34 protein-coding genes are annotated in these 22213 nt (G+C 41.0%); 31 read left to right on the top strand and 3 right to left on the bottom strand.

All coding sequences use genetic code 11. From position 1 onward, the window contains the following. The first annotated feature begins 2 nt into the window (after positions 1 to 2). From AAFX60_008805 to AAFX60_008715, 19 genes are all read left to right on the top strand, one after another. On the top strand, positions 3 to 233 hold the full coding sequence (locus AAFX60_008805; GenBank protein ID XDF76855.1) for a hypothetical protein: 231 nt from the start codon (positions 3 to 5) through the stop codon (positions 231 to 233). After that, a complete protein-coding gene (locus AAFX60_008800) occupies positions 230 to 532 on the top strand; it encodes a hypothetical protein (GenBank protein XDF76854.1) in 303 nt (100 codons plus the stop codon). Before AAFX60_008805 ends, AAFX60_008800 begins: the two co-directional genes overlap by 4 nt. Continuing rightward, entirely contained in the window at positions 529 to 726 is a 198-nt protein-coding gene (locus AAFX60_008795) for a hypothetical protein (GenBank protein ID XDF76853.1), read from the top strand. The genes AAFX60_008800 and AAFX60_008795 overlap by 4 nt, the downstream gene beginning before the upstream one ends. Then, a complete protein-coding gene (locus AAFX60_008790) occupies positions 723 to 1247 on the top strand; it encodes a hypothetical protein (protein ID XDF76852.1) in 525 nt (174 codons plus the stop codon). The genes AAFX60_008795 and AAFX60_008790 overlap by 4 nt, the downstream gene beginning before the upstream one ends. Beyond that, positions 1166 to 2719, top strand: coding sequence for a hypothetical protein (locus tag AAFX60_008785; protein ID XDF76851.1), 1554 nt, complete (start codon positions 1166 to 1168; stop codon positions 2717 to 2719). The genes AAFX60_008790 and AAFX60_008785 overlap by 82 nt, the downstream gene beginning before the upstream one ends. A gap of 121 nt (positions 2720 to 2840) precedes the next feature. Beyond that, on the top strand, positions 2841 to 3077 hold the full coding sequence (locus AAFX60_008780) for an ogr/Delta-like zinc finger family protein (GenBank protein XDF76850.1): 237 nt from the start codon (positions 2841 to 2843) through the stop codon (positions 3075 to 3077). Positions 3078 to 3336: 259 nt separating this feature from the next. Continuing rightward, positions 3337 to 4533, top strand: coding sequence for a DNA circularization N-terminal domain-containing protein (locus AAFX60_008775; protein ID XDF76849.1), 1197 nt, complete (start codon positions 3337 to 3339; stop codon positions 4531 to 4533). Then, positions 4530 to 5471 carry a phage tail protein gene (locus tag AAFX60_008770; protein XDF76848.1) on the top strand — a complete coding sequence of 314 codons (942 nt, stop codon included), beginning with the start codon at positions 4530 to 4532 and terminating at the stop codon, positions 5469 to 5471. The genes AAFX60_008775 and AAFX60_008770 overlap by 4 nt, the downstream gene beginning before the upstream one ends. Then, positions 5464 to 5961, top strand: a complete 498-nt coding sequence (locus AAFX60_008765) for a phage baseplate assembly protein (GenBank protein XDF76847.1) — start codon at positions 5464 to 5466, stop codon at positions 5959 to 5961. The genes AAFX60_008770 and AAFX60_008765 overlap by 8 nt, the downstream gene beginning before the upstream one ends. 14 nt (positions 5962 to 5975) lie before the next feature. Then, the gene (locus tag AAFX60_008760; protein ID XDF76846.1) at positions 5976 to 6173 is read left to right on the top strand and encodes a hypothetical protein; all 198 of its coding nucleotides are present in this window, start codon (positions 5976 to 5978) and stop codon (positions 6171 to 6173) included. Next, complete coding sequence (locus tag AAFX60_008755) at positions 6170 to 6556, top strand: phage GP46 family protein (GenBank protein XDF76845.1); 387 nt, start codon at positions 6170 to 6172, stop codon at positions 6554 to 6556. Before AAFX60_008760 ends, AAFX60_008755 begins: the two co-directional genes overlap by 4 nt. Next, a complete protein-coding gene (locus AAFX60_008750) occupies positions 6553 to 7575 on the top strand; it encodes a baseplate J/gp47 family protein (GenBank protein ID XDF76844.1) in 1023 nt (340 codons plus the stop codon). The genes AAFX60_008755 and AAFX60_008750 overlap by 4 nt, the downstream gene beginning before the upstream one ends. 10 nt (positions 7576 to 7585) lie before the next feature. After that, entirely contained in the window at positions 7586 to 8053 is a 468-nt protein-coding gene (locus tag AAFX60_008745) for a hypothetical protein (GenBank protein XDF76843.1), read from the top strand. Continuing rightward, positions 8050 to 8808, top strand: a complete 759-nt coding sequence (locus tag AAFX60_008740; protein XDF76842.1) for a phage tail protein — start codon at positions 8050 to 8052, stop codon at positions 8806 to 8808. Before AAFX60_008745 ends, AAFX60_008740 begins: the two co-directional genes overlap by 4 nt. Further along, positions 8808 to 9173 carry a hypothetical protein gene (locus tag AAFX60_008735; GenBank protein ID XDF76841.1) on the top strand — a complete coding sequence of 122 codons (366 nt, stop codon included), beginning with the start codon at positions 8808 to 8810 and terminating at the stop codon, positions 9171 to 9173. Before AAFX60_008740 ends, AAFX60_008735 begins: the two co-directional genes overlap by 1 nt. Next, positions 9173 to 9868: a hypothetical protein gene (locus AAFX60_008730; GenBank protein XDF76840.1), complete on the top strand. Its 696-nt coding sequence runs from the start codon at positions 9173 to 9175 to the stop codon at positions 9866 to 9868. Before AAFX60_008735 ends, AAFX60_008730 begins: the two co-directional genes overlap by 1 nt. A 297-nt stretch (positions 9869 to 10165) precedes the next feature. Beyond that, positions 10166 to 10504, top strand: coding sequence for a M15 family peptidase (locus AAFX60_008725; protein XDF76839.1), 339 nt, complete (start codon positions 10166 to 10168; stop codon positions 10502 to 10504). Positions 10505 to 10514: 10 nt separating this feature from the next. Continuing rightward, positions 10515 to 10859, top strand: a complete 345-nt coding sequence (locus AAFX60_008720; GenBank protein ID XDF76838.1) for a hypothetical protein — start codon at positions 10515 to 10517, stop codon at positions 10857 to 10859. Between the two features lie 291 nt (positions 10860 to 11150). After that, a complete protein-coding gene (locus AAFX60_008715) occupies positions 11151 to 11912 on the top strand; it encodes a hypothetical protein (GenBank protein XDF76837.1) in 762 nt (253 codons plus the stop codon). 59 nt (positions 11913 to 11971) lie between these two features. On the opposite strand, the gene AAFX60_008710 is transcribed toward AAFX60_008715, so the two are convergent. Further along, positions 11972 to 12295, bottom strand: a complete 324-nt coding sequence (locus AAFX60_008710; protein ID XDF76836.1) for a hypothetical protein — start codon at positions 12293 to 12295, stop codon at positions 11972 to 11974. Positions 12296 to 12539: 244 nt separating this feature from the next. Here AAFX60_008710 and AAFX60_008705 point away from each other — a divergent pair, with 244 nt between their 5' ends. Continuing rightward, complete coding sequence (locus tag AAFX60_008705; protein ID XDF76835.1) at positions 12540 to 13016, top strand: hypothetical protein; 477 nt, start codon at positions 12540 to 12542, stop codon at positions 13014 to 13016. Between the two features lie 29 nt (positions 13017 to 13045). Here the strand turns inward: AAFX60_008705 and AAFX60_008700 are convergent, their stop codons facing one another. Continuing rightward, entirely contained in the window at positions 13046 to 13987 is a 942-nt protein-coding gene (locus tag AAFX60_008700; protein ID XDF78910.1) for a phage portal protein, read from the bottom strand. Between the two features lie 41 nt (positions 13988 to 14028). Further along, positions 14029 to 15792, bottom strand: coding sequence for a terminase family protein (locus AAFX60_008695; protein ID XDF78909.1), 1764 nt, complete (start codon positions 15790 to 15792; stop codon positions 14029 to 14031). A 133-nt stretch (positions 15793 to 15925) separates the two neighbouring features. Here AAFX60_008695 and AAFX60_008690 point away from each other — a divergent pair, with 133 nt between their 5' ends. The 11 genes from AAFX60_008690 to AAFX60_008640 all read left to right on the top strand — a co-directional run bounded on the left by AAFX60_008690 (position 15926) and on the right by AAFX60_008640 (position 22203). Next, complete coding sequence (locus AAFX60_008690) at positions 15926 to 16744, top strand: GPO family capsid scaffolding protein (protein ID XDF76834.1); 819 nt, start codon at positions 15926 to 15928, stop codon at positions 16742 to 16744. Between the two features lie 58 nt (positions 16745 to 16802). Beyond that, positions 16803 to 17855 (top strand): phage major capsid protein, P2 family, encoded by a 1053-nt coding sequence (locus AAFX60_008685; protein ID XDF76833.1) that lies wholly within the window; start codon positions 16803 to 16805, stop codon positions 17853 to 17855. 102 nt (positions 17856 to 17957) lie between these two features. Beyond that, positions 17958 to 18407, top strand: a complete 450-nt coding sequence (locus AAFX60_008680; protein XDF76832.1) for a head completion/stabilization protein — start codon at positions 17958 to 17960, stop codon at positions 18405 to 18407. Then, on the top strand, positions 18407 to 18880 hold the full coding sequence (locus tag AAFX60_008675) for a phage tail protein (GenBank protein ID XDF76831.1): 474 nt from the start codon (positions 18407 to 18409) through the stop codon (positions 18878 to 18880). The genes AAFX60_008680 and AAFX60_008675 overlap by 1 nt, the downstream gene beginning before the upstream one ends. Beyond that, positions 18871 to 19392: a phage virion morphogenesis protein gene (locus AAFX60_008670; GenBank protein XDF76830.1), complete on the top strand. Its 522-nt coding sequence runs from the start codon at positions 18871 to 18873 to the stop codon at positions 19390 to 19392. Before AAFX60_008675 ends, AAFX60_008670 begins: the two co-directional genes overlap by 10 nt. After that, the gene (locus tag AAFX60_008665; GenBank protein ID XDF76829.1) at positions 19393 to 19563 is read left to right on the top strand and encodes a DUF2635 domain-containing protein; all 171 of its coding nucleotides are present in this window, start codon (positions 19393 to 19395) and stop codon (positions 19561 to 19563) included. It abuts the gene before it with no gap. Next, positions 19560 to 20693 (top strand): phage tail sheath subtilisin-like domain-containing protein, encoded by a 1134-nt coding sequence (locus AAFX60_008660; protein ID XDF76828.1) that lies wholly within the window; start codon positions 19560 to 19562, stop codon positions 20691 to 20693. The genes AAFX60_008665 and AAFX60_008660 overlap by 4 nt, the downstream gene beginning before the upstream one ends. 21 nt (positions 20694 to 20714) lie before the next feature. Then, entirely contained in the window at positions 20715 to 21080 is a 366-nt protein-coding gene (locus AAFX60_008655; protein XDF76827.1) for a phage tail tube protein, read from the top strand. A 16-nt stretch (positions 21081 to 21096) separates the two neighbouring features. Continuing rightward, on the top strand, positions 21097 to 21801 hold the full coding sequence (gpM, locus tag AAFX60_008650; protein ID XDF76826.1) for a phage terminase small subunit: 705 nt from the start codon (positions 21097 to 21099) through the stop codon (positions 21799 to 21801). Next, the gene (locus AAFX60_008645) at positions 21794 to 22063 is read left to right on the top strand and encodes a phage tail assembly protein (GenBank protein XDF76825.1); all 270 of its coding nucleotides are present in this window, start codon (positions 21794 to 21796) and stop codon (positions 22061 to 22063) included. Before gpM ends, AAFX60_008645 begins: the two co-directional genes overlap by 8 nt. Continuing rightward, on the top strand, positions 22063 to 22203 hold the full coding sequence (locus tag AAFX60_008640; protein ID XDF78908.1) for a GpE family phage tail protein: 141 nt from the start codon (positions 22063 to 22065) through the stop codon (positions 22201 to 22203). Before AAFX60_008645 ends, AAFX60_008640 begins: the two co-directional genes overlap by 1 nt. Positions 22204 to 22213: the final 10 nt, after the last annotated feature.

Below are 22213 nucleotides of genomic sequence, written 5' to 3'. Positions count from 1 at the left end.
TTATGTTGCGTTTTCTTGCTGTGGTTTTAAATAGTGGCGGTGGGGTTGTTCGTGATGCAAAGACGGATGAAATACGAATAGAAGAGCTCGGTGAATTCGAATCAAAAGAGGTGGCAATTGATAACGCATGCGTCCAGTTGAATTGTGAACATATTACTAAAGGTGTGATTGTTCGTGGTGATCATACTGGTGGTTTTATGGTTTGTGATACGCAGGAGTTTGCTGAGTTATGAAATTAAATAAACAGGAACAAAAAGCTATTGATGATATGCGATCTATTTTGGATGCAATTACTCATTCAGAAGGTAGAGGTTACGTTTGTATGAGTAGTGGTGATTTAACAAACATTGAACGCGTATTAGGCATAAATCTTTGGAACTCCACTCTTAGTAAAAAACAGGTTAAGAAAACTATCAGAGGGAAAGAGCGTTCAGTAATGAAGGTTTGTTTTCAGGCTGGAGGTCAACATTCAGCAGAAAAGCATTGTTTCTTTCCATTTCAAGTAAAAGAAAAAATGTCGGTGAAAGTATGAATGATGAACGAGTGTACTTATCTGAAGAAACAAAAAGCTTAGGTCTTCACTGGATCCAACGCTTAAAGAAAGAAATCAATAAAAACAAATCCATCGTAAAACCAAAAGTGGATGGATTGAAAACTTATTGCTCAGACTTTCGTTATTCCAGAACCTTTCAAATTCAATCAAAAAGAGCATTGATGCACCGATGAAAGAGAAAGATTTACTCTATGTCGTGGGGTCAATACGACCCCAAGATGAAATTAAGAAAAATGATGCCTGCTTTCGAGCGGGTTTTTTAGGTTCAAAAATTCAGGTTCAGCCTTATTCTCAGCAAGAAATGCAGCTTTTAGAGGCAGGATTGTTCAAAAAACTGCCTGTTTATGATCGAGTCTTAAATCGAAAATCTAAACATGTCACTGAAGTTGAAATTGCCACAGAGCATTTTGAAAAGTTAAATCGACCACCTAAACACGTCCGCGAAGCGGCGGCGAGAATCGCCGAAGACTATAGGCTTGTCAATGGGCGCAAAAGTCCGACACAAAAAATGGACTCAAGAAAGTGGGATATTCGCAGCACTCTGCGAGTTCTAGGGCGTGTACTCCGTACCCAATTGAGTTGGCATCCACTGAGTCACATTTCAGTCAAGACGTGTTATATGGCTCTACAAGCCAAAGTACTGCTGCCATTTTGCATGAAAAAGGGAAGCGAAATGATGATGAATCAAAATTAGCGCCTGTTTCTTTTCAAGTTCAGCACCGAGAGTGGAGTGGTCAATATCGTGGCCAAGTGGTAACGCAAACACCAGTAAGTAATGCACCAGATGCAAATGCCGGAGAGCGTTTTTCTGAAAAACTCACCTCCAGGTCGGTATCTAAAATATTTGAAAGTGCGGCTTATACCTCAACATGCCATGGTGGCTTTACTACGTTCTTAACGTTGACGTTTAACAAAGAGCAGCGTTTGCGGATTTTTGGTGGTTTAGCTGACCCAAGTGATGTGAACTCAATTGGTGCTCATCACCCCGTTCGTTTTCGTCGCAATATGGTGACGTATAAATCATCGGAATTTGTAAAGCGAACCGAGTCACCCGTTTGTAATATCGGAGGAGCTTATACCTCGATTGCCATTGATGGCCAGATACCAAAATTAATGAATGCGAGTGGCGATATTGCAGGGGATTACTGTTTGTTATCTCAAAAGCCTAAAGCTGAATTTACCATTGATAAAACACTTGAAACGACGGTTGGCAAAGAAGTGTCACGCTTGCTCGATGGTTTAAAGAAAATGTATCAACGCGGTTGGCTTGCAGATCATACCGTGCAAACGGATAAACACTCGCATGCTAAATACAGCGATTTGACTCACGAACAAGTGCCACCTCATTTCAAATCAATACCCACAGAGTTCGGACCATCGTTCATGAAAGACGATTTTCATTATATTTGGGTAGCCGAGTGCCCAGCTAATGAAGATGGGGAACCAAACCCACACGTTCACGTTTTATTGAGATGGACTGTGGAACCGCATTTGTTCAGTGCATGGGCAAAACGATTTGAAAAAATTTGGGGACATGGCTTTGCGAAATTAGAGCGGATTCGAGAGCCAAAAGCCGCAGGCAGTTACATCATCAAAGCGGTGGGTTATGCGGCCAAAGGTGACAATGCTGAACAAGGATTAATTCGAGGTAATCGCTATAACATTGCGAAGTGCTCGCGCGCACCGGCTTGGGAATGCATCGCCTCTTTTGAAGCCGATAACATTACCGCAATTATTAAAGAATTGGGTTACCGATTAGAACGATGGAAAAAACCATTGGAGCGCACATTAAATCGATTGTCCTATCAGAAAAGGCAAACCATTAAAGCCAAAGCGACGGCCATCAAAAAGGGAGAGCCTGAAGACAAATTGAAGAAAATGCAAAGTCGCATTATTCGATTGGAAAAACAGGCGCTCAATGTGAAAAAAGAAATGAAGTCACGACAAGTGCATGTCTCCACGGCCAACAATTTTTCAATCTCGTTTGATGGCAAAGAAGCCAAAGATAAATTGGATGACTTTTTGATGTGGGCAGCTGGTGCGCGCGGTTGGGGAATGGATTGTCGTGATATGGATTTATCTGAGCTGAAAATGAAGCCGATGGTTTTTATCATGATCGTTTTATTCAATTCAAAGATAAACAAGCGTATTGGCAAGCCGTGTTGAATGACCCCATCCCCATTGAAACGCCTGATGAAAATGAATTGAGTTATTGGAAGAGTTTTACTGCGGATTATTTAGAGGGGCGATTAACCCCACTGTTACGTTAGAAAATGGAGAGCTGAGAATGTTAATTACATGCCCAAAATGCTTAACCAAAACACGTATTGCTACATCACGCGCTATTTCACCAGAAACACGCGAATTGTACTGCCAATGCTTGAACTTAAATTGCGGAAAAGTGTTCGTCGCACACACATTATTTTCGCATTTTATTGAGTCAACAGGTCAAAAGCCGGATGCCGAGTTACAACCTGAATTGTGTAAAGATGCAAGCCAAATGGATATATTCGACGAATTATAAAAAACGCAAGAAAACGATCTAAAAGGATCTCTAGAACGATCAGCTAGAAATGCAATTAGTTTAAATCAAACAAAGACTTGGGTTTAATAGAGTTGCATAAATAATTTGCGTTTATTTTTCGTTTTATTGTTGTGTTGAATTTTGGTGTGGAGGGGAGGGTGAGTCCGAGCGAGCCTAAATCGCTGACCCCTGCGATGAAATATTCAGGATTTTTGCATAACACGATTGGTTTTTATTTAACTTGAGAGAATGTCACGTCATGTGGGAAAGAGAGTACGAGAAAGGGCGTTGGAATGGCCTTGAATTGAACATCTTAACGACGTCCATCGATGGTGGCCAACGTCTTCATGTGAGTGAAATTCCTTATGTTGATTTACCTAGCATTAAAGTGATGGGAAGTGCTGCAGACAGCATTGATTTAGAAGTCTTGCTTGTTGGTAAAGCGTCTCTGGTTGAAGCCAATAATCTATTGGCGAGTCTTAACGCATCGCCTAAAGGAGAGTTGGAGCACCCATGGCTTGGTGAGTTGCCGCTTGTCTTTGAAACGTTTTCTCAAAAAATCAGTACCAAGCGTGGCGTGGTTGAATTATCTCTTAAGTTCTTACGTGATGGGAAAGCCCCACAGTTAAGTTCGTCGACGTCCATCACCGTGAGCTCAAAAGAGCAAGCCTCTGAGGTTGAAGCGAGTTCAACAAAAACCTTTGTTCAAGATGTTGAAGAGATGGATGCAGCTCAAGTGAGTAGCTTACAGGGGCGCTTTACTTACGCCATTAATCAGTTGGTTGGTATATCCACCAAGTTGAACGTGCCAAGCCAAACCCTCTCAGCTTTAAACCAAGAGCTCAATAGTGCTTTGGTTGCGATTTCAAGTATTGCCAATGCCCCTGAGCAATTCGCTGAACAGTTGAGTAAAACCGTTGATAGCGTTGCTGATGCGGTGCGCTCTGAGCCTGATTCTGAAAATGAAGCGATAGACAATTCAAGGGCTGCACAAAGCAGCATGTTGGCAGCAATTGATCCTAATGCCCCAAGTGCTCACTACAATGTTCAGATGGTTACCGCCGCAGTGAAAATGAGTAAAACCGTTGCAACGTTAGAGCAGGAAAAGGAATTTGATATTGTGAATGCGAAAGGGCAACCAAGCATCATGATGAGTGATTTGAAACAGCTCACCGTTGCTATTTCACAACGAATTAATGAAGTAACGATGAACTCAACATTGGAAAGTCTTGAACTGTTTTATGCGCTGACAGGCTTAAAAGAAGGAATAGAAACGCAATACAACAAAGTAAAAATGGGCAGTGAAGCACAACGTTTTATTGAACGTGGGCGGTATATTCCTGCGTTATTTTTAGCTCACCAAACATATACCGATACTGCATTAATATCGGCGCTGAATCCGCAAAAACATCCATTATTTATGAATGGCAAGTTATCCATGAGGGCGATGAAATGAAGTTAACCTTATTGATTGATAATAAGCCAACCGTATTTTTTAGCGCGAACCTTCGCTATTCCATCGAGCAGCTAGCGCATGAGTTTAACTGTCGCATTCCCGTTATGGTGATAGAGCGTCCATTGTCGATTGAATTTAAGTTGGATGGCCAACGTATTTTTACAGGGATGATCGATAGAGCGACGAACACGACCACAAGCAGTGAACATTCTATGGCGATAAGTGGGCGCTCTAAAAGTGCCAACATGATTGATTCACGCATTACGATGGATGCGCAATACGGCCAAACCATTGACCGCTTATTACATGCCATCGCAAAAGAATTTGGACTCGGGGTTCACTGCTCTATTGATAAGAGTGCATTAGTGCCTATTTCAGAATTTCAAATCAATGGTGAATCGCCGGTTGATAATTTTGCTCAGCTCATTAAAGAGCAAGGTTTTATTCTTGTTGAGCGTGATGGCGTACTTACGATTGAAAATCCTGCACAAGCCACACTTGATGGAGTAGCGCTTGAGGTGGGTAAAAATATTGAAGAGCTTGTGATTGATAAAAATTTCACTGAGCAATTTTACCATATTGAAGTTCAAGGTCAGTGGGATGATGCCAACGCGGTCGTGACTTATGCACCGGCGAATACTCAGCGACGAACGGTTTTTATTTCAGACCAACTTCAAACCGCAGAAGCTTGCCAATCACGTGCGGAATATGAGCGAGATTTAGCGATTGCAAAAGGATTGAGTGCATCCACATCCATTGGTGATGTGTTTGTTGAGTTAACTGGACAAGCCATAAACCGAACTATCCGAGTCATCGATAAAACACAAGATTTCAGTGAAATGCTGTTGGTCAAAACGTTGGATTTATCCGTAACCGAAACCAGTGCTGAAACTAAAGTGGAGTTCTTTAGACCCTTTAAGGAGAAAGCGAATGTTTAACCGGTTGATGAGTCGCATTAAAAACATGGTGGCGATTGGTAGTGTGACGGGGGCCAACACCAAAGTGTTGCAGATAAAAACATCTACGAGCAAAACCAATGATCGCATTAAACGGTTACATAACTATGGTTTTGTCAGTCGCCCTAAAGTGGGCTCTCGTGCATACCTTCTTTTTCTTGGTGGCGTGATGAGCCGAGGTTTTTCATTTTGCGTCGAAGATGAACGTTATGAAATGGAATTGGAAGAGGGTGAAGTGGCCATGATGGATGATAAAGGCAATGTGGTTCATTTTACGAAAAATGGCATTTCCATTACATCGCTTGGTGCGGTTGAGGTAAATGCCAAAAAAGACGTCACGCTAAAGGCCGATGGTAAAGCCATTGTGACGGCTCAACTAATTGAGCTCAATGGGCTGAAGGTGGTGTTGTTAGGGATTGTGATGGTTGTGCTTTTTCAGGTGCACCGCATGCTGTGGCATCAAAAAAAGTAAAGGCAGGATAAAAGATGGCTTCAAATGATAAAGATTTACAAGCATTTCTAGAAGAAGAGCTTAAAGCTGAAGGTTTTGTTCTTGATAGTGAATTTGCAATGGCTGGTAAGTTTGCCAAAGCGGTTGCAAAAGCCGTGGTAAAAGAAAGAACGCAAAATGCAGAAGTGATCATTGATAAAGGCAGTTCAGCAGGGACTTACAAAGTGTCATGACGTATTTTAATTTGAATGCCATTACTGCCCCGATAAATACCAAAGAAGGGCTCACTCATGCTGTACTTCAAAGTGTGTTGAATCATGCAGAAGCGACCAAAAATGATCGCGCCCGTATGGAGAATAGGGAACGTGGCGGTTGTTGGAATGATGAGTATATTCGAAGTATCGGCTCTCGTGATTGGACGCTTAAGCGCGAGAAAATGACAAAGCAAACCATTGGACGAGTAAAACGTTTTTATGAAGAGGCGTTGGCTTGGTTAGTTGATGAAAAACATGTGCAATCGGTAACGGTTGAGGTCAAGAGACTTGGTTCAAGCAAGTTATCGAGAAACGTCATATTAACGCTTAATGATGGGGCAAAATTAGAGGTGACACCATGAGCACACAACGCAGTCTAAGCGCGTTAATTGATAGAGCAACCGCCACATTAATTGCGAAAACAGGCCAACATAACCCGGCGATTGATGCTATTGCGTGCGCCATTGCCGGGGTTAGTTATGGTCAGTATGGATATCAAGATCAGCTCTTTCGAGAGTTGCATCCTGAAACTGCATCTGAGCCTTGGTTGTATTTACACGCTGAGCGTCATGATGTTGAACGACTTCTTCCTACGTTCGCTAAAGGTTTCATTCAATTTGAACAATTAGGTGGTGTGGTTTCTATTCCTAAAGGTTCAATCGTTATTGATATTACAGGCAGTGAATACCAAACCATTCGAGCTCAGTACAGTAATGAAGATGTGGAAGTGATTGCGCTCATTGCTGGTGTGTCTGGAAACTTACCAAGTGGCGCGGTGCTTCGATTATCAAAAAGTATTAATGGGGTGAACCCTGATAATGTACTTTGTCTTGGTTTTAGTGGCGGTGCTGACATTGAAGAGTTAGAGCATTGGCGTCAACGAATCTGCACGGCTTTCAATAAAGGTCAAGAAGTGGGACGACGAGACGATTATGAAAGTTGGGCGCGTTCAGCTCATGCTGATGTAGATTTTGCATGGGCGTTAGATAACACGCCTGAGCGTGGCATGGTTCAAGTCTACATTGGTGCGAGAGAAAATGATCCCACGTTATCTTTAGAAGTCATCACAACGGTACAAACGTTTATTGATAAAGAGCGGTTGGCAGGGTGCCACCCTTTAGTGGCTATTCCAACGCATAAAGCGGTCGATGTTGAAATTCAAAATGTTCAAGATGAGCAGGTGAGAGCGGATGTAATTGTGGCACTTCAGGAATTATTTAAAGACAAAATGGGGCAACGTGATGAATCGGTGAATCCACCAAAACAAGTGTCCATTACCCCTACTGAAATAGTGCTTGCCATTGCCCTATTACCAGTAATTACATCGTTAAGCAGCCAACCGAAGAGCAATTTATTGCGGACAGTGAAATTCATGTTTTAGGGGAGGTGACATGGACACCTCTGACTTAATTGTGGATTACAGTGAAGCCGATTTTGCTGATGCTATCCGTAATCTATTGCCTCAAGGGGATTACTGGCAAGAGGCGGATAATATCGAGCTAACCAATACCATTTTAGGGATGGCCGCCGACTTTAAAGTGACCAATGATGAAATCCAATTGGCACTGTTAACGGATTTTAATGAAAGCTTATTTGGTTGGAAGCTCAGTGATTATCAAGCATTACTTATTAGCTCCGGTGGGCAAGGAGTGGTGAGTGATACACGAAATAAACCCAACTTGATTTATGTGTCACTTGCCTCGAATGAGCGGTGTGAAAAAGCGTGGTTTGAATTTGAAAAAGTGCGTCTTCCTCATACTGAAATTCAGTGGATATATAACAGCACCATTACTGTTCACACTCAAGTCGCTAACGCAAGCCACACTCGAACCCTTTATCAATATGAGGTCACTCAATGAGTTTATTAATTACGGATGCAGGTATTGCCGCCTCAATTGAAGCCGAAGCACTTGGTGTCAATTATAAAATCACGCATATAGGGATTGGTCTTGATGGGTATGAGCCTAGTGCAGACCAAACGCAATTAAAAAGTGAAGTGGTGCGTGAAGCATTGAGTCGCGGCTCAGTTCCTGCGCTTGGTCAGTTGCATTTTGAAGCGGTGTTTGCAGGAAACACATCTTTTGATGGTAAAGAAATTGGTTACTTTTTAGAAGACGGAACTCTCTTTGCGGTTGATAGCCGTGATGGTGAAATCATGTCTCTAAAGCGAAGTAATACCATTATTACTGAATCGTTTGAGCTTAATCTTGCAGGTTCAAGCATTAAGAATATTACGGTTGAGCTAATGGGTGCTCCCTATGCCACTGAAGAATTAGCCGGTATCGCAAAAATCACGACAATAGATAAAATGAACAGTGATGATGATGAAACCATAGTCACCCCTAAAAAGCTGAAAGATAACACCGCAACAGATGACGATATTGATACTGAGTCAAATGAGCCTAAGTTCATTCAATTACCGCAACTCTGGCGTGGAATACAAAAGTTTGTTTTAGATAAATTATGGCTTCCATTAGCCGAGTTAATTTATCCGGTTGGTTGTCCTATCCCATACCCTGCGGCAGAAGCTCCGCCTAAATTTATCGCTTATATTGGTCAATCTTTTGATAAAACCGTGTTTACCAAATTAGCAGAGCGTTTCCAAGTGGCGTAATGCCTGATATGCGAAAAAATTACATTCGAGGTTTAGGGGAAGGAGAAACGCCGTTGTCTATTAAAGGGCAATCCGTTCAACCGTTGGGGTTTAGTCATACTCTATCGGCGGTATACCAAAAAACGACTCAAATTCGTTCAACAAGTCCAAGTTCAACCTCAACAGGAAACGTTACTTATAGTGTTCCTGATGATAACTGGTCTAGTACGACACCAACAGGTCGTTCAACACCTTACACTCGTGGTGTTGGTATAAGAAATCAATCAGCAAATAGCATCATGAGTGGAAATGGGTCCATTACTGGTACAGGTGTAGAAACTAACCCTAATTCGGTTCGATGGTTATACATAACGAGGGCAGCATAATGAATTTTTCAAACAAAGATAGAATCGCTCATTTATATCACTTTGATGAGAGCGGTGAGTTTACTCATGATGGTTCAATGACAATACGGGCTCATATGGGGCTGCCTGCTCAGAGTACAGAAATTGCCTTACCAAAACACAATAAAGAGCTTGAGCGTTGTTATTTTATTGATGGTGCTTGGGTTGTAACTTCGTTGTTTATTGGTCGCTTTTATTGGGATGAAAAGGCGCAAATACATTGTATTCACTCTTATCCTCAAGAGTTACCTGAAAGCTATTCTTTAATTGAGCCACCAGAGATGAATAAAGGATTTGTGGTTCAATTGGTTGATGATGAGTGGCAACAAATAGAAGATCATCGAGGCCAGTTAATCTTTGATTGCAATGATTGTACTCAATATGAAGAAGTTGGAAAGGTTGGCGAGATAAAAGAAGGCTTTACACTTAGTGAGCCATCAACGCTTTTTGATGAATGGATTGATAATCAATGGGTGACGAACAAAAGTAATAAATACATTGACGATTTTAACCAAATGGATGATATAAGACGTGATTTATACAGCCGAGTTTGTGATCCTCTTTTTGCTGAAGCTCGCGTAAAGCGGATGCAGGGAAGAGAGCAGGAAGCAATAGATATAGAGGTGCAAGCGCTTGCTGCAAGAGAGAAAATTCAACTCGATAACCCATGGCCATAACTCACTCAAATTCATTAAATAAGCCCAGTGTTATCACTGGGTTTTCTACATCTGGCATATAGAAAAGCCTTCAATATTAACTAACCTACGCGCGCGATACACTGGATCAAATTCATAGTCTGAGTAAAACATGTCTGAGAAAGAGATTGCACGTATTGACGCCGCAATGAACAACCTTGCAAGTTTGATGCGTGAGCAAAATAAAACTCTGAATAAGGTGTTAATCACGTTAACTAAAACCCAAACGATTCAAGTTGCCAACTCAAAAAGAATAGACAAGCTTGAATCAGATAGAACGTGGTTAGTTCGATTAATTTTTGGTTCGGTAATTGCGATTGCTCAATTCTTTGTGGTCATCGAACCGAAGAAGAGCAAAATGCACTTCCAAGTAGCAATACCCAAGTTCGCTTTCCTAATAGCAAACATAACTCAGTGCCAAGCAAAGCGGTTGATGCGACACCATATCCTTATGATGAAGATGACCGTGAGCGTTTTAGTTATTTTGCAGGCATCGTCATTGGTGTTGGTGCATCAATGGGTGTTGCCATTCGTTGGGGCGGTGATTGGGATAGAGATAATGAGCTCAAAGATAATAGCTTTGATGACTTAATGCATTTTGAGTTAGTGGGTGAGTAAGGAATTTATTATGGGGTTATTTAATAAAATTTTTGGTAGTGACTCAGCTATAAAATCAGGAATGGATTTAATTGCCAACACTGGAGATGCTTTGGTGTTTACGGATGAAGAGAAATCAAAACAAAAAATAGAATTACTTAAAGCTTATGAGCCTTTTAAGCTTATCCAGCGTTTTTTAGTACTTCTGTTTTGTGTGCCTTATGTTTTCTTTTATTCCATTGTCATCATCGGCGAGCTTTATGGATATGATTTCAAAAGTATCACTTCTATCATTAACGATGCCTTTCAATATCCTGTACTTGGAGCTGTGGGGTTGTATTTAACTGGTGGGCTAATTCCCAGTAAATACCGTTAATAAATCAACAATGGCTTATAGTATAGCTTTAAAAATATATAAACCATTCTTAGTCTCATGAGATTAAGAATATTCACAATATAATTACCTTATATCTAATCTTATACATATTCTTCGGAAACTAAGCATAAAAATCAAGTAAGAGAATCAATTTCTTACTTACCACTTTAAGTTACACTTTTTATTTTTGCTTGCTTTTTCGCATAAATAAAATGGCAATGATTGATTGTTTTATCTCCTTTAACTTACGTTACAACTTCAAAAGCAAAATTTATAGGCAGATATGCAAACATGAACAAATACACAATATTATTACTCATTACCTCAGCAATGACAGGATGTAATGATGGTTCAAATTCAGCAACAACTCAACCAGACCACCCTACATTGAAGGTTTCTGTATGTAATATGATTAATGATTCATCCATTGATTTAAATACCGAAGAAGGTCGTAATTATGCAAATGATAATACTTGCATAAAAATCGTTAGTGATGATTTAGGTACATTACTAAGTGAAACACCAACGCCATGGGTTAACGATTATTTATCATTTAATAATCGATATGGACAAGGATCATCAGTCGAAGAATTTAAGTTGAACAATAAGTATACATATTCTTACTCTGACTCTGGTTCTATTTTTGGTGTTACAAAATTTGGTTTTGCTGATTATGATGATATCACTCAAACGACTTCGGCAGATCAAGGATATGGTTCACAGGCTTGGAATTGGTGTGAAACAATGAATGAATATAAAGTTGCGGATAGAGATAATTGGAAATTACCACAATCAGTTGATATTTTTAATATACTAAATTCAGCTTTATCTAACGATGAAACCATGCGCTCAATGTATGGGTGGACTGATTTGGAACATCCAACAATCGATGCAACTACAGGGCTTGTTACTTTATTTGATTACTCAGAAAAAGCACCTTATGTGTGGGATACGACTCAACCATGGTATAAAGAAAAATCAAGTACGATAAAAGATGGGATGACTGTTATGTTAAGATCATTTGCAGTATCTTGTGTATCAGAACCTAAATAATACACTCATAAATAAAGCTTCTATATAAGAAGCTTTATTTTTATTTCGATTATATCGCATTAACCGTTATAAATTTCACACAATTCAAGTGCTGAAAAATCTAATTCACTATCAACTAATGAAGCTGCAACATTCATTAATACATAACATTGGTGTTGAGGCATTTTTTCTTTTATTGAGTGCGATACCGTTTGGGCGTAAGAATCCGCAATCATTTCAAGACTATCTTCTTTGTCTTTTTTATGTATTAAAACCATTTCAGCACCATCGGTTAATGTATCTAGTCGGCCTGAATTTTCCCATTTTTCACATAATGATGATGCTATTGCACTAAAAGAAAGGAATAAAGAAAAAATAATGGTGGTTTTAATAAAATGAATCATGTTTATTTATTGCTAGTTAAGTATTGGTCGCAATGATAAATTCTTTTTTCCTAAAGAAATGCGATAAATGTCTTGTTTTAAAATATCATGTATACGTTAAGGTGTTTAATCAACAAATCATGAAATGAGGTTAGAAAGTATCGCTAATTTTAGTTAATAGAAATTCCAAGAAAATGGACGTAATGAACATTGAATATATCTTATGATATGTTCTTTGTTATTTATGAATGGTTAGGAATTAACGATGTACGAAATAATGAACAAAGAGCGTAATATTACGTTCTTTAAAAAATTATGTATCATCCTTTTAGTTGGCTTTAGTACCATAGCGAACGCATCTAGTGACTGGAAATTAGATGATAATGTTAATAAGGAAAAAATTACATTACCTGCAACTAAATCGAGTTTTCTTGCTTTTAAATTAGAAATGTTTCACCTTTTACCTAGTCGAGATTGGGAACTAAAAGACCAAGAGAATGATTGGTTTACTGCTCAAAATCATGATTGTGAAATAAAAGTAGAATTGAGTGAAATGAATACTGTTTTATTAAGTTATAGAGGTGAAAAAAAAGTTCCTCTGATTGGTAATAGAAATCAGTATCGTTCTACTCCTACTTGTAAAAGTAATTGGCTTGGTTATTTATTAAAAGATATGAAAACAGCGCAGCAAATAGTTCAGTATACTGAAGAAGCAATTGCATTGAGCCGCGCTAGTAGTTAAATATTGTGATGTGAAACTTTTAAATGAGTCTACGCAAGCGTAGGCTCCAATCCTTCATACTCCTTAATTCTCACAACTTCCTGTCCAACAAAGTTATTCAATTCACACACCGATTCTAGTAACGGCACTAACTCGTTTTTGTAGAAGATGCGATCGACTTTGTTTAAGTCACTGCTAGAGCTGAACCCCTCTCGAACAATACTCATTAAATCCAATGGAATTCGATGACTGGCCAACACATCATTGGTGGTCATGCCTTTAATATCTTTAAATGCATCTTTGGCTTCAACTTGTCCAATTGGAGTTAGTTCTGGCGGTTTTCCATCTTTGCCTTTGCCGTTAATGAACAAATTCTTAAAAGCACCAAGGCCAGCTTGCTTTCTTAATTTGTCTTCAATTTCTTTTTCTTGTTTATCGGTAAGGTTTGGATCGTTCATGTAAAGCAAGTAACCTGCATGAGCGCCGTTGATGTAGTACTTACGACGAAACAAGGTTGCATCTTCATTGAGCCAGATAGAGCTCAGCGCACCAATGTATTGCGGCATACCGTAGATTTCTTGGCAAATATCGTACTCACTTAAATGAAAAACCTGACCATCTTTATAATCAATGCGGCCATCATCGTTATAGGCGTTTGGCTTATAGGTGTAACGACCGATGGTTTCTTGTGCCCGCATGTATAAGGCAGGTAAGTGCTTTAATTTAATCACTTCTTTAAAGGCGTTTTTAATCACAAGTAAATAGCCATTACCAAAGGTTAAGAAGTCATCCAAGAAGCGTTTAAAATCTCGCTTACTGAGTAGCGTGGATAACTTCACCGAGCTTGAAGCCATGTTTCTTTTTACGTACAAGGCAGAGCCGTGCATTGGATTGGCTCGCGCGGCTTTGGCCAAGGTATCTAAAGGGATAGGTGGCTCATACAAACCATCAATTAAAGCGACTTCCATATAACTGAGAATATCGCTCGTCATTACGCTTTCAGGGGTAGAAAAAGTTATCAAAATATCCTCTCTTATAGGAACGAAACGGTGGTTGAGTCATCGCGTAAAATATCGATAGGCTCCCAATGTAAAACGTGCATGGTTGCCCACGCTAAATCAGCGTGAGAGCCGACTTTATTACGTGCTGAGATAAAGGTAATTTGGTTGCTCATTTTGGTGGTGTGCTGTTTTATCATCAAAAATGAATGCACGACGTCATCCCATTCATCATCAAACTGAAGACGGCCAGCATTAATAATCTCGCGCGCTTTGTAGGCCATCATGCGTTTCATTTCTGGTGAATAATCTAAGGTAGTGAGTCCTGGATAAAACTTTCTCACTAACTCAGCAACGGCCGAGCCCACACCGCCAACATCAATGGCCAAATAGACCACGTTGTATTTTTTGCAAATGGCTTCAATGGCGGTGGCTTGGTCTTCATAGCTTGAGCCTTTTAAGCGAACGCGCTCAATAACTCGAAATGTACCGCCTTTGATGATGGGTTTGAGTGCAACCACCAAGCCTGCATCATCCGAGCCTTCACCTTGGCCGCCACCTCTTGGATCATAACCAACCAATACCTCTCGACGGCCAACAGGGTAAAGCGCTTCAAAATTCACATCACTCCATTGACTGGTATCCGTTTTACAAGCCAGTAGGGCTTTGATGCTAAAGAACGATGAAGAGTCATCTAAGAACACACAACGAAGCAAATTATCAAACACGGATTTATCAGGATATTTACGGTGTAATTTATCCATGTTGAAGAACGTGGCACCGCGCTCAATCGCATCATCCACAGTGATTATTTGACGGAAAATACCATCGCCACCAAGTGAGCCATTTTTTAATGCTTTATGACTAATATCGATATTAAGCTCTTTGACTCCAGACCATTTTGGATACGCTTCGTGCGCGGTGGTGGATGGGGTTGATAAATACGTGGTTCGATATTGCGCTTGGATGGACATGCCGCCTGCGTAATCATCGAGTTTTTGAAAGCTTGGGATCCAAAATACTTCGTCATAATACATATGACCGTTAAAGCCTTGGCTTGTAAAAATGTTTGTGGACATGAAATGCAGCTCAGCGCCATTGCTGAGAATGATGCTGTCTTTGCCTTTGAGTTCTATATCCCCAATCTCAAGCGCAAATTTGCGAATGTAGTTTTTGAAAATCTCTGCCTGTTTACGCGAGGCGGAAATAAAGACCTGATTGTCACCAGTTAACACCGCATCTTCAAACGCTTCAAACGAGAAATAATCACTCAACCCAATTTGACGCGATTTTAAATAAAAGCGTTGTTCGTTAATGCTGTCATCACACTTATGAGCATGAATGTCTTTTTGATATTGGAAGTATTTTTTCTCGTAATACTCAGAAAGCATTTCAGCGGTGATGCCTGAAATATCATTTTTGCTTTTGTTGCTTGGTCTGCCGCGTTTTTTCTCTGAGCCATTTTCTGATTTTGGACTTTTGTTTTTGCGTCGTTCAGCTGCGTCACGTTTGTATTTTTGCTCAAGCAGCATTTCAAGCTCTTTGAGTTGTGATTCGTGCTTTTTGTCTACCCACATCAAATACGCAATGCGCTGTCTGAGTATCAATTCAACAGGGGCGTCATCGCGCATCTGTTTCCATTTAAATTTTGAGATCCATTGTTGGATAGTGCGCGGAGCCAGTTCCAGTGCCTCGGCAATTTCTGCGGTTTTGTACTGGCGTAAGTAATACCCAAGCGCATGAGTTTGCGCTTGGGTATAGAGTGGTTTTTCAAGTGGTGCAGTCGGACTCATTTTCATTATTACAGTGTGCAATAACCAAATTAATCCCTCAGTAAGTCCATGTTCTAGATGCACATTCTAGGATTGGGATGAATACAAAAAGAGGCAGGATTTCGATAAATTAAAATCAGAAATCACAGGAGAGAGCAGCATGTTTCAGTCAGAGCCCATTTGTATTTTAACCGCAGGTGAAACCGTCGATGGTCGGTTTATCGAGCAAAAGGTGATTGACGATATTGTCGAGCTGTATGACCCAAAACGCTATAACGCACGCATCAATGAAGAGCATTGGGCATGGGGTGAAAAGTTTGGCTCGGTGCTATCGGTGGAAAAAAGAGGGGATGAATTGTGGGGTGTTTTAAAACCCAATTCATTGTTATTGAGCACGGTTGAGAAAGGTCAACTTCTGCATACCTCTTGTGAAATTACGCCTAATTTTGCCAATACGGGAAAAAGTTATTTAACCGGCTTGGCATTAACGGATGAGCCCGCATCGCTTGGCACCACTGAAATGCATTTATCAGCCAACTCGAAAGAGAAAAATAAGGACAAGGTCTATTTGAGCTCAGGGGCTACCGTAGGAAAAGAGCTCATCGAGGCCGAAGAGCCAACCACTCAAGATGACAAAAAATTGTTATCTCGACTTATTCAATTATTTCGCTCGCATGATGAGCCATCCGACCCACCAGAAGAAGAGAACGATGACATGAATGAAGAACTAAAAGCGCTATTACAAGCACAAACCGCGCAGATAACAGCGTTAACAGGTCAAGTGACAAGCTTAACTGCAACGATTAAAGAAACCCTTCCTCAAGAGACTGAGCCCGAGCAAGAAGAGCAAACCGAGTTAGCCACTCAGGTCGAAGCCCTATCAAGCAAACTTGATGATGTGGTGACAAAACTGAGCTCCATCACGGACGAAACCCCTCGACAATTGGCAGGGGAAGACAGCGAAGAAATGTATTTATAAGCATTGGCTTATCACGCTTTTCCTTCTTCTTAATCTATTTATTTAACTGGATTTTATTATGCAAGAAAAAACAAAACTGGCGATAGAGGGCTATAAAAAAGCCGCCGCAAAACAAAATGGGGTTGAGGATGTCACTGAAAAATTCAGTGTGACCCCTAATGCCACACAAAAGATTGTTGCTCAAATTCGTGAGAGTAACTGGTTTCTTGGCAAGATTAATATTGTGCCTGTGGCAAACCAAAAAGGTGAAGCAATTGGACTTGGGGTAACCGGCATGATTGCCAGCCGTACCAACACCAAAACAGGCAATGAGCGTAAAACCAAAGCCGTTTATAACATGGAACCGATGCCGTACCTGTGTGAGCAAGTGAACTTTGATTCACACATTCGTTACGATCAATTGGATGCCTTTGCTCATTTGAAGAATTTCAACAAACTTATCAATTCTCAAACTCGTGAGCAGATTGATATGAACAAAGTGACCATCGGTTTCTATGGCACATCTTGTGAAGCGAATACGGATCCTGAGACGAACCCAAATGGCGAAGATGTGTGTAAAGGATGGTTCCAAGCCATTCGTGATAATAACGCCGATGCCATGCTTGTTGAAGGCAAAACAACGGGTGAAATTCGTTTGGGTGAGGGCGATGAAACAGCAGGCAAAGGGGACTTTATTAACCTTGATTTAGCCGTAATGAACGTGAAAGGTTTATTGCATGATGCGTGTGCCAATGCCTCGGATTTAGTGGCGTTGGTTGGCTCTGATTTACTTTCTTATGATAAAGCCAAATTCTATGCCGCGCATGGTAATACTCCAACAGAGAAAGCACACATTGAAGACATGCAAGTGATTGGCACGTATGGCGGTTTAGCGGCGTTTTGTCCACCATCGTTCCCACCAACGGGGATCTTGGTTACTAGCTTTAAAAACCTATCTTTGTACATTCAAAAAGATTCCATTCGTCGCTCATTGGCGAAGAAGAACGACCGTCTTGATCAAATTGAAAACTTTGAATCAATGAACATGGCTTATGTGGTTGAACAATTACCAAAAGCGGCCGCGCTTGAGTTTGACAACGTGAAACTGTGGATTGATGGCGCGTGGGTATAACCGCGTACAACTGAACACCAACCCATGCAGGCGATCACTGCTTTATCAACCTATTGATGGGTTGTTATTAGTCAGTGTGAAGCCTGCACCTAAGAGGCGAATATGGAATTTGTTGGCAATAAAAATGAAGTGTATGACGCGGTATTGCCTGCAACCGAGCAATACCCCGAGCTTAAAATTTCAGAGTTTCAGCTTGTGTTTCATTTTTTGAGTAATGAAACAGAGGCGGGAATTTTACATCATGCCACGGTGGCCAGAGTCACTATTCATCGAGAGCTACTCGATACCATGGAAGAGTTTGATAACTTGGATGCGTTGTCAGTGGAGCGCTTTGGTGAAACTGATACGGGAGCCATCTTGTATAAACAAGCGGTGTTTGCGATGACGGCGAACTTCTTAGTTGAAAATCAATTGAGTATGAACGCCACCAAAGAAGCGGCAGAGCGACAAGAAGCCATTCAAGCCAAAGCGGATAATTGTTTAGTGCAATATCGCCGTGCCATGGATTTATTACTTAATGGTGAAGAAACCTATCGTTTTGAGGTGGTGTGATGAAAGCGTTGCAAAGTATTACGGAGTTATTTTCTCATCATGTGCTTAATGCTCATAGTTTTGATGTATGGGCAGAAGATGGGGAGTTAGTTTGTACGCAAGGCCAACTCGTGGATGGCTTTGATATTACTTACACCGTGAACGTCAATATGGTGGGCGTCGATATCGAGCCACAGATATTGATGATGCATCTGGTGTCATGGTTAAACAAATTTGATATCCAACGAGAAGAAAAAGGCTTGGCACCGCCATCCTTTGCCGCTGAGTTACTGGATAACGGCAAATGCGACATCAAACTCAAAGTGGATATTCAGGAAAGCTACTCGCTGAATGAAAACGCACAAGGCAATTGGCTACAAAATGAAACTCGGTATGAGTGTGTCAGCAATTTCACTCGCACATTAAGTGAAGATGAATTACCGCCATTAGAATTTATTGGTGGCCATGAACATGACTTTCCATCATGCAGTTAAGTAGTCCCGAGCAGCTCACGAGCATCATTGATGGCTTGCTATTAAGCGACGCTGAGCAGTTTGATTTAAATCGACGTTTAGCCAATCGCTCACGACAATACTTTCGCTCTCAAATACGGCTGCAACGAGACATTGAAGGGCGAAGTTATCAAAAACGAGCTCGAAGAAAAATCACATTAGATAGCAAAACCCATAAAGCCAAAGACAACAAAAACATGTTGATGGGATTTAGCCGAGCATTGAAAACCCAAGTGAATGATAAGGGCTTTGAAGTGGGGCTTGCTGGTGTGGTTGGCAACATGGCACGTGATCACAATGAGGGGAGAACGCTCTCATTTACGACAAGAGCGAAAGGGTATTACAACTCTCGAACCAGTCGATGGGAAGGCGGAACCAAAGTTAAACAGTTTTACCAAATGCCAAAACGAACGTTTATTGGTTGGACACCTGCCCTTGAGCGAGAGTTGCTTGCCATGGTGGCAGAGCAATTTACAGCAGGCGTGGAGAGTTAAATGCGCACTATCAAAATTAAACCGAAAAAGGGATTGCTAGTACGTGATCCATTAACCCGAGTACCGTTAAAAATGGTCGGTGAAACGAAACCTCGAAACACCTATTGGCTACGCCGAATTAAAGAGGGCTCAGCCATTATTATTGAGCCGAAGAAGGAGCAAACATCATGAGTATCAGTTTTTCAGAAGTGCCGAACAATGCTCGCGTTCCGGGTGTGTACATTGAAATTGATAACAGTCTTGCTAATAGTGCAGAAGAGCTGCAAAAACTGCTTGTGATTGGTAATGCTATTACTGGTGCGGCGGTGTCGCCCAACACCGTAGTGTTGTGTATGGATGAGGACTCTGCACGTGAGCAGTTTGGTGAATCTGATATCACAAGCATGCTGAAGTATTTTCGAAAGCAAGATGAAAGCATGCCAGTGTATGCGGTGAGTGTTGAAGCTGCCGATACAGCAAGCGCGTTGGCAGCTCTTGGGGATACGCAATATCATCATATTCTTTGCTCACTCAATGATGAAACCACCGTGCGTGATTTAGGAACGTTTTTAGATGAGCGCTATAAGGCATTAGAAATGATCCCGGGCATTGCTTATCTTCCAAAAAAAGGCACGCACGCCGAGCTTATTACTTATGGTGCAATGTCCAATTGCCCATTGATAAGCTTCATGTCGATTAATGAGTTAGCGGACTCATCAAACAAGCCATTATCTGATGCAGAAGCGGTGGCAGCATGGGCAGGTCAAGTCGCGCCTTCATTGGCAAATGATCCATGCCGACCACTTCAAACCCTAAAAATGAATGGGGTGTATTCCATTGCCTCCAGTGAGTTTGATTGGAATGAGCGCAATTTATTGCTGCATGAAGGGATGGGAACCTACACCGTTACCTCAACCAAAGAAGTGCAAGTTGAGCGACCAGTTACCGCTTATACGGAAAATGCAGCAGGGGCGGCGGATGACAGTTATCTGGATGTGATGACACCGGCTACCGCCATGTATTTTCGTGAGAAGCAACGCTCACTCATTCAAAGCAAATTTGGTCGCCATAAATTAGCCAAAGAGGGAACGAGCTTTGCTCCAGGACAAGCGATTGTGACCCCAAGCATTATCAAAGGGGAATTACTCACTTTGTATAAAAGTTTGGAGTATCAAGGGATAGTTCAAGATTTTGAAGGGTATAAAAAAACCTTGATTGTTGAGTTAGATGAAAACAACAAAACACGCATTAACTACCTAGACAGTCCGCAGTTCGTCAATGGCTTGATCATTACGGCAGGTAAAATTCAATTTAGAAAGTAACAGAATGATTGGGAGTCATTTATGAGTACAACAATAACCAGTCGTGGTTTTTTAGATGCCGGCTCATTGGGACGCTTACCGACTAAAGAAGGAGCAACCATTAACTTTGGTGGCGTAAAACGTGAAGCGGTCATGGGCGATTCAGGCGTTCTTGGATTTAGTGAAGAGTTTGAAGGTGCGCCTTTTATCAAGGCAACCATCGCGCATGCTAAGACCACTGATGAAACCAACATCAAAAATTTTACAGGTGAAAACATCACACTCAATACCAATAGTGGAAAAAGCTACACCTTGATGGATGCGTGGGTGAGTGAATCGTTAGAGCTTAATATCAAAGATGGCCAACTTGAAGTGCTGTTTTTGGGTACCGAATTAATCCCACAATAAGTGAAAAGGGGTTGGAATGTTAACGTTATTATTAAAGCGACAAGCCAAAGTAAGAAAAGCGCAAGCGATGAAAATTGAACAAGAGAGTGCGCTTAATATTCCCGTGATGGCTGCAACTGGTGCTCGTGATGTACTTGAGCATAAATCATGGGATGAAGTGCAACACATCTTAAAAACCGATTTGAAATACTCACGAACCTTAGCTGGCTCACAAGAGAAAATACCATACAAAAAAGAGCTTGTTAAAAAATACACCCCATTGGTGAGAAAGCTGCTTAAGTCACATGAGAGTCTTGATGGATTGGATGTGGTTTGGTGGTTTTATCAATGGCAAGTGGATTGCGGTTTATTGCTATCGGTTCATGATGCATTTAAACAGGCGATATTTAAAGGACTCACCACGCCGTTAAGTTGGAACTCAAATGGCCAAACAGCGTTTTTAGATGTGGTGTTTAAATACTCGCATGATGCACATAAAACCAAGCAATCATTTAATGCTCAGTTTTTACGTGATGCTGTCACCGATTTGATTGAAGGGCGATTAGCCACCAATGCCCCATTGAAAGTGAAAATGTTTCGTCTTGCCGGTGATTTATTGTTGGAAGCAGGCAATAACAAAGAGGCGTTGGCTTTGTTTGAAATGGTCATGAAAATCGACCCTAAAAAAGGCGGTCGTAAAATCAAATTGAAAGAATTAAGAGAAGAGTTCGGTTATGAATAAACAACTATTCAAAGTGAAATTAGCCATACCCATGGAAGTGGATGGAAAAGAAGTGGCAGAGTTAGAGCTTCGCAAACCAACGGCTGGGGATTTACGTGGTTTGAATTTGGTTCAAGTGTGTGAAATGCACTTTGATGCGGCCACTGTGTTACTTCCTCGTATTTCTAAACTTAATGAGCGTGACATCTTGAATATGGAAAGTGAAAACTTTGCACCCATCATGACGGAAATCGCCTCTTTTTTCGTGGATACGAAACACTAATTGAGCGAGTAGAAACCTATTATGCCGATCTCGCTATAGTGTTTCATTGGCAACCCAGTGAAATCGACGAACTCAGCCTTGATGATTTACTTTTATTTCGAGAAGAGGCGCGAGTTCGAACCGAGAAAGAGAGCCCTTAGCTCTCTTTTT

Origin of the sequence: Aliivibrio fischeri (assembly GCA_038993745.2) — a bacterium.
GTDB classification, from domain to species: Bacteria; Pseudomonadota; Gammaproteobacteria; order Enterobacterales; family Vibrionaceae; genus Aliivibrio; species Aliivibrio fischeri_B.
The sequence above is the reverse complement of the archived record's forward strand: the minus strand, read 5'-3'. Positions and strand labels throughout refer to the sequence as shown.